The 13135-nt window shown below is 56.1% G+C and carries 6 protein-coding genes; 5 read left to right on the plus strand and 1 reads right to left on the minus strand.

The features are described from left to right. Window positions 1-57: 57 nt before the first annotated feature. Together P1X16_RS25530 and P1X16_RS25535 are read left to right on the plus strand one after the other, a co-directional pair. A complete protein-coding gene (locus tag P1X16_RS25530) occupies window positions 58-306 on the plus strand; it encodes a hypothetical protein (protein WP_277235062.1) in 249 nt (82 codons plus the stop codon). 320 nt (window positions 307-626) lie between these two features. After that, complete coding sequence (locus P1X16_RS25535) at window positions 627-3053, plus strand: PAS domain-containing protein (RefSeq protein WP_277235064.1); 2427 nt, start codon at window positions 627-629, stop codon at window positions 3051-3053. Between the two features lie 170 nt (window positions 3054-3223). Here the strand turns inward: P1X16_RS25535 and P1X16_RS25540 are convergent, their stop codons facing one another. Next, complete coding sequence (locus P1X16_RS25540; protein ID WP_277235066.1) at window positions 3224-4825, minus strand: glycosyltransferase family 39 protein; 1602 nt, start codon at window positions 4823-4825, stop codon at window positions 3224-3226. Window positions 4826-5825: 1000 nt separating this feature from the next. Between P1X16_RS25540 and P1X16_RS25545 the strand changes: the two genes are divergently transcribed. From P1X16_RS25545 to P1X16_RS25555, 3 genes are all read left to right on the plus strand, one after another. Next, window positions 5826-8066: a rhamnogalacturonan lyase gene (locus tag P1X16_RS25545; protein WP_277235068.1), complete on the plus strand. Its 2241-nt coding sequence runs from the start codon at window positions 5826-5828 to the stop codon at window positions 8064-8066. A gap of 325 nt (window positions 8067-8391) precedes the next feature. Further along, on the plus strand, window positions 8392-11763 hold the full coding sequence (locus P1X16_RS25550) for a glycosyl hydrolase (RefSeq protein WP_277235070.1): 3372 nt from the start codon (window positions 8392-8394) through the stop codon (window positions 11761-11763). Beyond that, entirely contained in the window at window positions 11760-13073 is a 1314-nt protein-coding gene (locus P1X16_RS25555) for an acetylxylan esterase (RefSeq protein ID WP_277235072.1), read from the plus strand. Before P1X16_RS25550 ends, P1X16_RS25555 begins: the two co-directional genes overlap by 4 nt. Window positions 13074-13135: the final 62 nt, after the last annotated feature.

The raw sequence follows: 13135 nt of genomic DNA on the forward strand, positions 1-13135 counted from the left end.
TTGCTTATCCCTTAGTACTCGTCTCTTCTATGCCCACTCCTTACACCTCTTGTTATCATGTCTTTCTCCTATTATCACTTCCAGGCGTTGGCGTATAGCCAGCAAGACCGCTACGTACAGCAGCACGGCCAACTAGTTGCCCACCGCTGGCACGAAAACTTCAGTGTAGAATTATACGACTTGGGCAACTTCTACTGCGAACGATGGCTAGAACAAGAGTGCTTGCATCGACCGCGCTATGAAGCCTTTACAAGTCTTTCTTGTTTAGAGATTTACGGTTTGCTTGAGCGCGCCTCACACTACTAAACCGTACACTAATATCCTTATGGTGAGTTACGTAGCAGTGGCATTTTGCACTAAGGCCATAGCGGCTGCGTAGGGCTGCGTGGCCTCGGAATACCCTTACATGAACGTCAGATTTCACGCGTTGGGCACAGCGCTTCCGTAACTTATTACTCGGCTCACCAATTTTCATCCTAGGGGAATGTAAAACCTGTAGGCTTGAGCCTACAGGAACTTTGGGTTGATGTCCGGAACGCTAGCTCGTGTTTGAACTCTTACTAGCGAGTTGCCCGCGCTTCGCCTAGCTTTACATTTTACGTCTTTCTTTGCCTAGAGCCGATGCCATGTCTTCCTCTCTAGCTTCTACCGATTCTGTTTTGGCTAGTGTTTTCGCTGCTTTTGCCCCCGCCGACGAGTTGTTGCGCGACATACTTGCCGTTTCGCTGACCGGCATCATCTTCTACACACCCGTGTATGGCGCCGGCGGCGAAATAGTGGATTTCACGTTTGTTTACCTCAATGCTACAGCGCAACGCATGATGAACATGCCGGCGCAGCCCACACTAACGCATCGGCAGCAGTGGCCGCACAGTGAGGAACACGGCACATTCGCTTTCCACGTCGATGCGTTTGTGTCGGGGGAGCCTCGGCACTTCAACGTCAACTACCAAGCCGACGGTCACGACAACTACTACCGCTTAGCTGCGCGCCGCTCGGGTGAGGGGCTGTTGGTCAGCTTCACCGATACCGCCGACCATCCCCGCAGTGCCGTGGAAATTGCCCTGCGCGAAAGCCAGGCCCGCACGCAGCAAGAACTATTGGAAGCGGCCGAGCGGCGGACACAGGAACAAGAGCGCTTTTACCAGGTTTTCGAGCAAACCCCGGCTTGCATAGGGTTGCTACGTGGCCCCGAACACACGTTTGAATACGTGAATCCGGCGTACCAGCAGCTGTTCCCCGGCCGACAACTTGTTGGGCGGCCACTTGCCGAGGTCTTGCCCGAAGCGCTGAACCATGGCTTTGTTGATTTGCTGAATAGAGTGTACCAGACGGGTGAAACGTTTTATGGAAACGAACTACCGCTGCGCTTGGAACAGCCTGATGGTCAGCCTCCAAAGCAGATGTATTTCACCTTCACCTACCAAGCCTACCGCGAAAACGGCACTATTGCGGGTATTTCCATCTTTGCCTATGATGTGAGCGAACAGGTGCAGGCGCAGCAGCAGGCTGTCTGGCAAGAGCAACTCCTATATACGCTCTTTCTGGAAGCGCCCGCTGCCATTTGCATTCTCGACGGCCCCGATTTCATTTACGAGCTTGTTAACCCGGGCTATCAGGCGCTGTTTCCAGAGCGGCAGCTATTAGGGCGGCCGCTATTAGAAGCTCTACCGGAGATAGAGCACAATCCTGTTTATCAATCCTTCCTCGAGGTCTACAACACGGGGCAAACGCATGAGGAGCGGGGAATGCTTATTCCTTTTGTTAATCCTGCCGATGGCAAGCTGGAAGACCGTTACTTCAACTACATTCAGCAAGCGCGCCGCAACGAGCAGGGCCACGTAGATGGAGTACTGGTATTTGCCTTTGAAGTCACGGAGCAGGTGCGCGCCCGGCAATCGGCCGAGGCTAGCACCCGGCAATTGCGCCTACTCACCGATGCCCTTCCCGTACTGATTGGCTACGTGGATCAAGAGCAGAAGTACCGTTTTGCCAACCGCGCTTACGGGGCTTGGTTTCAACAAGATCCAGCTGATTTGCTTGGTCAACAGGTTCGCGAGGTAATTGGGGAGCAGGCCTATGTCACGGTTCAGCCCTACCTAGAGCGGGCTCTATCCGGAGAGCAAGTGGACTTCGAGACCATGATGCGCTACAGCCCCAACCTGACCAAGCGCATACACACGATATATGTGCCTGATGTGCAAGAGGGGCGGGTGATGGGCTGCTTCAGCCTGATAACTGATGTAACCGAGCAAGTGTTGGCCCATGAGCGGGTGCAGCATCTCAATCAGGAATTGGCCGCCATCAACGAGGAGTTGCGGGCCACCAATGAAGAGCTGGGTGAAACCAATCAACAACTGGTGCACACCAACTCCGACCTCGATACCTTCGTCTACATGGCCTCGCACGACTTGCGCGCGCCCATCAGCAACATCGAAGGACTGGTGCAAGCATTACGCGAGGAAGTGCCCACTAGCGTACAGCAACAACAAGACGTGGCGTACGTGTTCGACTTGCTGCAGAACACGGTTGTCCGCTTCCAACATACCATCGACCAGCTTACCGACGTAGCCAAGCTACAACAGGCGCACGCGGAACCCGCAGAGCTACTGGACTTGCCGGCACTGGCGGAAGCCGTACGCCTCGACTTATTGCCTACAATACAAGCTACCGAAGGCGAGCTTTCGCTGCAACTGCCGCCTTATCTGACCGTGCGCTTTTCACCTAAAAATCTGCGCAGCATCCTCTACAACCTGCTCAGCAATGCCTTTAAGTACCACTCGCCCGACCGACCGCCCCGCGTGCAAGTGCGCGGTCGTCGCGCCGACAAGTCTATTGTGCTCGAAGTGCACGACAACGGCCTAGGCTTGAGTGAGCAGCAACAAAGCAAGTTGTTTCAGCTCTACCAACGCCTCCACTCCCACGTCGACGGTTCGGGGGTAGGCCTCTACATGATCAAGCGCATTGTGAACAATGCGGGCGGCATCATCAGCGTGCAAAGCCAGCTCGGTGTCGGCTCGATCTTCACCGTTACGCTCCCCGATATTTCTTAACAGGAAAGCATTCGCTGTTTGTATGGGTCTGGCTACCCTTGAAAAAACACCCGCCTGATATATCGTAAAAGCCAGCTGCCCCTTGGAGGAGCGGCTGGCTTTTACGTTAAGTATTGCTAAGCCGAGCAATGCCTTGTCAGCGCTTAGGCTCTGAGCGGTTTAGGCAGTGCTTATTTTAGCTCCATCAACTGCACCCGCACATCAGGATTTGGGTTGCCATCGGCGGGAACGTACTTTTCCAGCACTTTCCCGATTTGCAGCAAGTGCTTGCTGTATTGCTCCACGCCATAGCCCTCTCGGAAATCGTGCCCTTGGTAGTACCAGGCAGGCTGCCCGCCATAATCGCCTTGGTTCATGTCTACGCCGCTGTACACCACCCATACGCGCTTGGTATTAGGCACCGAATACAGATCGGCATCTACCTTGGCATAGTAGTCGGGATAGTTGCGCACCGTATAGCGGTAATCCGGATCTACTACCCCCTCGAACTTCAGGCCATCAACCGACTTATAAAACTTGTACCCGGCCGCTGCATTCCAATACACGTAGACGCCGTCGCCGGGTTTGTAGTTGTTGTTGATGTAGTGCATGGCCTGCCGGTAGTACGACATCTTGTAGCCGCTTAGCAGGTAAGGGGTTAGGGTATTGGCTACGGCGTTCTTAAGAAGCCCGAACAGTAGCAGTAGCGCCAGTACATGGCCCGCATACTTCAGCGGGACTGTTTTATTTCGTAAGTAGTCACAGCCGGCAGCCAATAAAAGGATGGCGAAAGGCGCCAAGTAAACAATCATCCGCTCATGGAACGGATATAGCCGCAAGGAAGAAGCTACGATGGCAATCAGCAGGACGATGCCAACCGCAAACAGAAAGCGCTTGTTGGTTTTGTAGAAATACAGAACACCCAAAGCACTCAATATCACTGGCACTATGGTCATGCGCTGAATGAAGCGCTCCAAGTAGGTGTGCTCCGACAAGTCGTCGATCCAGGTTAAGCCGAGTGGGTAATGGAAAAAGACAGCCGCTTTCTTCAATAACCAACCAACTGCGCTAACGGGTTGCAGCGGGAAGTACCCATCAAACTTGTAAAAGAAGAATACCAGCCAGCCCGCATCCGAACCCTCTTTGGTAAACAAGAAATAACTCAGCAAAAAGCTAAGCAGCCACATAGTGAAAGGAACTACCAGCCGGAATATCACTGGCCAGTTTCCTTTCACCAAGTTTGTGATGCCCACGGCTAGCGCCATACCGGCCAGCACGAAGATGCTCGGATACGACAACCAGACGGCTACACTTCCTCCAATTCCCCACAGCAACAGCGACTTCCACCGGGTTTGGTGCCGATACCGGACATACATCCATAGCAGCGCAATGGTAATAAACAAGTCGGGGCCGTAGGGCTTCGCTTCAACGGAATGGTAGATGATGGGGGTCGCGCACGCCAATACCGTCAGGGCAATCAACGCCCCGAAAGGCTTCAGGAAATACCTGGCTACTGGCAAAAACAAGAACAAGGCGGCAATACCCGTGAGCAAAGGATACAGGCGCAACGCCAGTTCGTTTTTGCCAAACAGCACCACGCACAGGTGGGTAATGAGCATGTAGCCAACAGGCGCCTTCTGCATATACGGCAGCGGCTTAGTAAGCAATTCTTTGAAATTGAAATCTACCAATCCCGCCGCCAGATAAATCTCGTCGGTCCACAGCGAACGGTTGTAGAAGTAATGAAACAGCCGCAGGGAGATGCCTAAAAAGAGAATACAGGCTGTAGCCAAAGCGTATCGGCTGGTACGGTGTTGCTTCCGCAAAACAGAGACTTCTGGACGGAGTTGAGCTAGCATAGTAGGACGTCGATAATGTAGCTGCATGGATAATTTTCTGTAATTTATTTATAAAAAATTAAAGTATTCTAATTATATCTAAGATTAACATAGATTAAAATAATTAGCTACCTCTTCAATATGGAATACAATTATTTGAAAATCAGACGCTTATTGCAAATAGCAATCGTTAGCACTGCTTGTCAAGAAATTCACCTTTTTAATCTGAAATAGCATAGGCAAATATCCAAGTGGGGTGGCACCTACACAAGAAGTAAACCTCGCTTTATCGAGTCTGAATCTATTAAATATTGCCACTAAAGCCTGTGTACTTTTCATATTCCTTACTTCCTAGCGTGATAGTAGCCTCACGCCAAGATTTCTGAGGCAGCTCATTCACTTATCGTGCGGCTCACTAAAGCAAACAAGCAGGCACATCCCATCATCAAAGCTGGAGGGTTGCGAAAATAGCTATTTAGCAAGACGTATATAATTATGTTCATACGCGCTAGCATTTCCTTTTATTGCCTGCAACTCAGTGCCTGCTAATGTGCAGCTCCATCTGTTGAAAATCGCTGCAGGAAGCCTTTTTCGTTGGTGTAAAGGAAATAACCCACAAGTATCTGCTTTAATTTATATAGCATTTGCAATATCCATAAAACAGTAGTCTACAGGAGAGTGCGGCTGGTAGGGGAAATTAGTTTGGGCCTAGCAAAAAGCTAATTCCTTCTTTCCCATTTCTAAGTCTCCACTACAGATGAGAAAGCAACTAATGCTAGCTCGCGGCCACCACTCATTGCTCTTGCCTAGTGACGCCGTGCCTCTGGTAAGCATTGACCAAATGCAACTGCGCATTACGCAGCCTCCTAGCTCTGAGAAGTACTCCTGATTTTACCTGGCCTTTCGAGGTCATTGTTTCACTCTGCCTTTCCAGGCATCCACTAACCCACCATTCATGGAAAGAAACTTTTACTTGCCGACGTTAGGCCTCAATGCCGCTCTGCGTCACCGGCTTGTATCGGGCGCCGGCAAACTGACTTCGTACGGACTGCTTGCAGCCGCCCTGTTCTCATCTGCTGGAGCCTTCGGGCAAGGTAGCTCGCACCCCACAACTACCCCATCGGTGCGGCAGCTCGAGACGCTAGGCCGGGGCATTGTTGCCGTCGACCAAGGCAACGGCAACGTGTTTGTTAGCTGGCGTTTGTTGGCCACTGACGACCCTAAAGTCGGCTTCAACCTGTTCCGTAAACCGGTAGGCGGCGACGCAGTAAAGCTCAACGAGCAGCCCATCACGTCGAGTACCAACTGGGTTGATGAAACGCCGGACTCTACGCCGGGCACTACGTATTTTGTGCGCACGGTGCGCAACGGCGGCCCCGACCAGGGAGAGGCCTCATCGGAGCCGGAAACTGCCCCCGTCTGGGCGCAGCAGTACCTGCGGCTACCGCTCCAACAACCCGCGGGCGGCACCAACGCCGGAGGCGCCTACACATACAGCCCCAACGACTGCTCGGTGGGCGACCTGGACGGTGACGGCCAGTACGAAATCATTGTGAAGTGGGACCCGTCCAACGCCAAAGACAACTCACAGAGTGGCTACACCGGCAACGTGTACCTGGATGCTTACAAGCTCGATGGAACACAGCTTTGGCGCATCGACCTGGGCAAAAACATCCGGGCTGGGGCACACTACACGCAATTTATGGTGTACGACCTCGACGGCGACGGCAAAGCTGAGCTAGCCTGCAAAACGGCCGATGGCACCGTTGATGGCACCGGCCAAGTGCTCGGCGACGCCACGGCTGACTACCGCAACACCGCCGGCTATATTCTGAATGGCCCGGAGTACCTCACTGTCTTCAACGGCCTTACCGGGGCTGCTTACCCCAGCACTACCTATCTACCGCAGCGTCACCCGGTGAAGGGCGACAACCCAACGACAGCCGAACTCAGAACCATCTGGGGCGACAACTACGGCAACCGCGTCGACCGGTTCTTGGCGGCCGTGGCCTACTTAGACGGCGTGCATCCGAGCTTGGTGATGTGCCGCGGCTACTATACGCGCACAGTACTTGTAGCCTGGGACTTCAAAGACGGCCAGCTCACGCAGCGCTGGACTTTCGACAGCGACGACAACACGCCCGGCAATGCTGCCTACCGCGGCCAAGGCAACCACAACCTGACGGTAGCCGACATTGACGCCGACGGCAAAGACGAGATTGTGTACGGCTCGTGCGCCATCGACGACAACGGCAAGGGAATCTACTCCACGGGCCGCGGCCACGGCGATGCCCTGCACGTGTCGGATATGGACCCTAAGCGGGCAGGCCTGGAAGTGTTTTCGCCGCACGAAGACCAGGGGTCGTATGGTGCAGCTCCTGCCGATTTCCGCGAGGCAAGCACTGGAAAACTCATCTGGGGTCGGCCTGGCCCATCGCAAGGTGACGTCGGCCGGGGCTTGGCTGCCGATATCGACCCGCGCTTTCCCGGCTTCGAGGCCTGGGCCTCGAGAGGTGGCTTATACTCGGCCAAAGGCGACCAGATAACTACGACCAAGCCTAGCATCAACTTTGCTGTGTGGTGGGACGGGGACTTGTCGCGGGAGCTGCTCGATGGCACCGTCATTGATAAGTGGGACTACGCAAACAACCGCAGTGCGCGCTTGCTCACGGCCAACAGTTTTGGCGCCGACCGCAACAATGGCACCAAGGCCAACCCCGGCTTATCGGCCGACCTGTTTGGCGACTGGCGCGAGGAAGTAATCTGGCGAGACATCAACAACAAGGATCTGCTGATTTTCACGACCACCATTCCAACTACGCACCGCCTTACCACGCTCATGCACGACCCGCAGTACCGCCTCAGCGTTGCGTGGCAGAACGTGGCCTACAACCAGCCACCGCACACGAGCTTCTACCTCGGTTCCGATATGGAGCTTGACACCAATAAGCCAGGCAAGAGCGGTGGGGAAGAGCTGAATGATGCCACCCTGTACCCAAACCCCTCCAACAGCAGCTTCCACCTCAAAGTAGCTGGCGACTTCCGTTACGTAGTACTCGACCAGTATGGGAAGCAGCTGGAAGAAGGCACTGGCAAAGACGAAGTAGTGCTAGGCGAGTCCTTGCCTATTGGGCACTATGTGGTGCGTATTACCACTGACAGCACGTCCAAAGCAATCCAGCTTGTAAAAGAATAAGCAGTGGGTTTTCGTAGCCACTTCTTGAACTGAAGAAAGGCAGCCTTTTGGCTGCCTTTTTTTACTATCTAGCTCAGGTTGTGGAATAGCAAAGCGCTAGAAGACTAGAAAGGCCCATTTCGCTGCTTAGCTGAGGAAGGGTACTGGCTATAGCCCCACTCCGCTACTAGAGTTGTGTAGCTTGTAGCTGCTCTTTTGCCTGCACCAGAACGACTTCTGAGCACACGCACGCCACACCCGTTGGCATTCAATTCCAAGGCTGCAGCAAACCCCACGGTTTCTTGTCCTTTGTTTTTCCTTCTGCACTTTATTCGACCGAAAGCACATGGTTGATCTACGTTTCCAGATCCGGCTTACAACTTGGGGCTGCTTGGTTGCGCTGGCGATGCCGCTTTCGGTAGGGGCACAGAACGCCGCGGTTTCTTTGGAGCAAGGGTTTAAAGAGCCGCCGCCAGCTGCCTGGCCCCGCACTTGGTGGCACTGGACCAACAGCAACGTCAGTAAGGAAGGCATCACCAAGGACCTGGAATGGATGAAGCGGGTCGGCATTGCTGGCTTTCAAGTGGCAGATGTGGCGTATGGCAGTGGCCAAACGGTACCCGAGAAGGTGGTATTTGGCACGCCGGCGTGGCTAGATGCCATGCACCACGCCGCCGCCGAAGCCGACCGTTTGGGGTTGGAAATGACCCTATTTTCGTCGCCGGGCTGGAGCTTGACGGGCGGCTCGTGGGTGAAGCCCGAGCAGGCCATGAAAAAGCTGGTGTGGAGCGAGCTAAGCGTAGAAGGTGGCCGAACTTTCAAAGGCAAACTGCCACTACCACCTTCCAACGAAGGACCTATCCGCAACCTGGCCCGCAGCAAATCCAGCCCGGCCACGGGCTTCTACGGCGACTGTGCCGTGGTAGCCTACCGCACCCCAACCTCCGAAACCGAACCAACGCGCCTAAAACCGAGCACAACAACCAACACCGGCCCTATTGATGCCAGAGCGCTGCTCGATGATGACCTGAATACCGCCCTGACCGTGAAGCCCACCGAACAGCGCGGCACGGCCTGGGTGCAGTACAGCTTTCCGCAACCCACCAAAGTGCAGGCCTTCACGGTAGCAGGCACCCGCGGCATCCCCTTCGGGCGGCTATTGGCTAGCACCGACGGCAAGCGGTTTACCACCTTGGCGGTGCTGCCGGGCAAGCAGGGATACCGCGGTGGCACGGTGCGCACCTTCGCTGTCCCGGTCACTACGGCCCACTACTATCGTCTGGAGCTGAGCGGTGCCCCCATGAAGCCCGCCGACGTTGTTTCGCAAGCGCCCGCCCAACCCGACAGCAGCTATGTGCTCAACGAGTTTCAGCTACATACCGGCGCCCGAGTGCACCGCTGGGAAGACAAGGCCGGCTTCAACTTTCTGTTCGAATATGAATCGACGGCGACACCGCCCGTAGCCGCGCCGGCTACTATCAGCCCCGCTGGCGTGGTGGTGCTCACCTCGAAGATGCAGCCCGATGGCACGCTCTTCTGGCAAGTACCACCGGGCAAGTGGACTATCATGCGCATAGGGTATTCGCTGACGGGTGCCAAGAACCGGCCCGCCGTACCGGCTGCTTCCGGCTTAGAAGTCGACAAGCTCAGCCGCAAGCACACCGAAGCCTACCTACAAGGCTACCTCGGTCCCATTGCACAAGCGCTGGGGCCCCACTATGGCAAGAGCTTGCGTTACCTGCTGATGGACAGCTGGGAAGCCGGCATTCAGAACTGGACCGACGAGATGCTGCCCGAGTTTCAGAAGCGCCGCGGCTACGACCTGACGCCCTTTCTGCCCGTGCTGGCCGGCCGGGTGGTGGGCAACGCCGACATCAGCGACCGGGTGCTGTGGGACTTTCGCCGCACGCTCGTGGATATGTTTGCTGAAAACCACTACGGCACCGTTACCGACTTTCTGCATAAACAAGGCATCCGGACCTACGGCGAAGCGGGTGGCGTGTCGTTGGAAACCATAGAAGATGCCTTGCTTTATAAGAAGTACGTGGACATTCCGATGGGCGAGTTCTGGGTGAAAGACCTCCACCCCTCATCTATGTATTATGAGGACGTGCGCGGGGCCGCCTCGGCTGGCCACGTGTACGGCAAAAACGTGGTGGCTGCCGAAGCCTTCACGGGCGGCAACTTCGAGTCGCCGTACACGCTGAAAAAGATCAGTGACTATTGGTTTACGCAGGGCCTCAATCAACTGGTATTTCACACCTCTGCGCATCAGCCGCTCGATACCAAGCCCGGCAATACCATGGTGGGTACGCACCTAAACCGCAACATCACCTGGGCCGAGCAAGCCCGGCCGCTGATGACTTACCTGGCGCGCAATTCCTTTATGCTACAGCAAGGCCAATACGTAGCCGACGTAGCGTACCTGCTCAATGAGGGCGCCCCCTCAACCATGCCGTTCTGGGGCGCAGGTTTGCAGCCGGCCCTGCCTCCCGGCTACGCCTTCGACTACATCAATGCCGACGCGTTGCTTGGCCGCATGAGCGTGAATGCCAATGGGCGCTTGGTGCTGCCAGATGGCATGAGCTATGCCGTGCTGGTGCTGCCCGAAACCAACGCCATGACCTTGCCCGTGCTGCGCAAGGTACAGGAGCTAGTGCAAGGCGGCGCTACTGTAGTGGGCCCCAAACCCGAGCAGACCCCGAACTACGCAGCCTATCCGGCAAGCAGCGCCGAATTGCATGCCATGATCAACGAGGTGTGGGGCGACTTAGATGGCCGCAGCCGAACCAAGCGCCGCTACGGTAAAGGCCAAGTGGTGTGGGGCTTACCCCTAGCACAGGTAATGCCCCTGGCCGGACTCACGCCCGACATGGAATGCAGTCAGCCGCTAGGCAGTGCAGTGCCCTGGATTCACCGCCGCGTGGGCGACGCGGACGTGTATTTCGTGGTCAACCGCTCGGACAGCGCCCAGGACCTGACGGCGCAGTTTCGGGTGCGTGGCAAAGACGTGACACTGTGGCACGCCACTACCGGTGCAATGGAGCCGGCCAGCTACACCATCAGCGGCGAGCATACGACCGTGCCGCTGCGCTTGCAGGAGCGGGAATCAGTGTTTGTGGTGTTCAACCACGCCGCCCCTGCCACCGCCCGCCGCGTGGCGCCTGCGCGTGTTACCACTTCAATTCCTGTAACGGGTCCGTGGCGCGTCGAGTTTGCGCCCAAGCTCGGTGCCCCGCCGGAAACTACGTTCACGCAGCTTGCCTCCTGGACAGATAGCCCCAATGAAGGCATCAAGTACTTCTCGGGCACGGCCACCTACCACAAAACGCTGGAAATCAAGAAAAGCTGGTTTCGCAGTGGGCAGAAACTGCTGCTCGACCTAGGCCGCGTCGGCGACCTGGCCGAAGTCACCGTCAATGGGAAGAAGCTGGAACTGCTCTGGCAGGCGCCCTTTCGGGTGGACGTAACAAGTGCCCTCAAGCCCGGCAAAAACCAGCTGGAAATCCGGGTAACGAATGAATGGACCAACCGCCTGATCGGCGACAAGCTCGCGGGGCCCGACAAGAAAGTACTGGACTCGTACACGGCGCCCTTCGGCGGGCAGTACGAGTTAGGCGCCTCGGGCTTACTGGGCCCGGTAAGAATTGTGTTGGTAGAGCCAGCCGCAAGCTCCGGCGGCAAACCCCAAGCCATGACGTTGCAACCTAAGCTATGAAAACACACTTCCTATTCAGCCTATTGGTGCTCATTTGTAGTGGCTTGCTACCGGCTCTGGTGCAAGCCCAAGTAGCCAACAAGCCGCCTGATACCGTGGCCGGCATTGCGGTGAACTACAACGAAGAGCTGGTCGGCACCTACTCCTTACCTGACCCGCTGGTGCTACCGAACGGCCAGAAAGTAACCGATGCCGCCACTTGGAACAAGCAGCGCCGGCCGGAAATCAGGACCTGGTTTGAACAAAATGTGTACGGCCGCGCCCCCGAGCGGCCCCGCAATCTGCGCTTCGACGTGTTCGACAAAGGCACTCCGGCTTTTAACGGTAAAGCCACCCGTAAGCAAGTGACGGTGTACTTTTCGGAGCGCAACGATGGCCCGAAGATGGACTTGCTGGTGTACCTGCCAGCGGCTGCCACCAAGCCCGTACCGCTACTGCTCAATGTCAATTTTCAAGCAAATTCCTCGCTGGTAGATGATCCGGGCGTGCGGCCTGGGCAGATCTGGAACAAAGAAAAGCAGAAAGTCCCCGCCCCTGCCTATAACCCCGCTGGCCCCGCGAAGCTCGCCGTAGAGCCGTTCCTGGCTCAGGGCATAGCCGTAGCCACGGTGTACTACGGCGACATCGAGCCCGATTTCAACGGCGGAATCCAGTACGGCGTGCGCAGCCTCTACCTCAAACCCGGCCAAACCCAAGTGGCCCCCGACGAGTGGGGCGCTGTTGCGGCGTGGAGCTGGGGCCTGAGCCGAGCCCTCGACTATTTCGAGAAAGACAAAGCCATAGACAGCAAGCGGGTAGTGCTGCTGGGCGCATCGCGGCTAGGCAAAACGGTGCTCTGGGCCGGGGCCAACGACCCGCGGTTTGCCATGGTTATCGCCAGCGTTTCCGGTGAAGGCGGGGCGGCCTTGGCTCGGCGCAACTACGGCGAAACCATTGCCCACTTGGTGGCTCCCACCCGCTACGCCTACCAATTCTGCCAGAACTATCAGCAACTCGCCAATCAAACCGATGCGCCCATGGACTCGCACATGCTCGTGGCCTTGCTGGCGCCCCGCCCGCTGTTGCTGCAAACCGGCAATACCGACAATTGGAGCGACCCGAAAGGCGAGTTTCTAGCGGCCATAGCGGCTACCCCCGTCTACCGCCTGCTTGGCAAGAAGGGAATTGAAACCAACACTTTGCCCGCGGCCAGCCAACAAGTAGGTGGCACCTTAAGCTACTATATGCACGACGGCGGCCACGGCATCATCCCCTCCGACTACCCGGTTTTCGCTGAGTTTATGCGCGTCCACCTATTGCAACGCAAGTAGCAGCAACGCTTTTATGGTTTCCCGCAGAACCACTGTAGCACGCAACCACAGGCTTTCCGGGA

The sequence above is a fragment of the Hymenobacter sp. YC55 genome (genome assembly GCF_029433095.1).
GTDB lineage: Bacteria > Bacteroidota > Bacteroidia > Cytophagales > Hymenobacteraceae > Hymenobacter.

Excerpts from the sequence above, each read along its gene's own strand:
- P1X16_RS25530 (WP_277235062.1), top strand. The coding sequence starts at position 58 with ATGTCTTTCTCCTATTATCACTTCCAGGCGTTGGCGTATAGCCAGCAA.
- P1X16_RS25535 (WP_277235064.1), top strand. The coding sequence starts at position 627 with ATGTCTTCCTCTCTAGCTTCTACCGATTCTGTTTTGGCTAGTGTTTTC.
- P1X16_RS25545 (WP_277235068.1), top strand. The coding sequence starts at position 5,826 with ATGGAAAGAAACTTTTACTTGCCGACGTTAGGCCTCAATGCCGCTCTG.
- P1X16_RS25550 (WP_277235070.1), top strand. The coding sequence starts at position 8,392 with ATGGTTGATCTACGTTTCCAGATCCGGCTTACAACTTGGGGCTGCTTG.
- P1X16_RS25555 (WP_277235072.1), top strand. The coding sequence starts at position 11,760 with ATGAAAACACACTTCCTATTCAGCCTATTGGTGCTCATTTGTAGTGGC.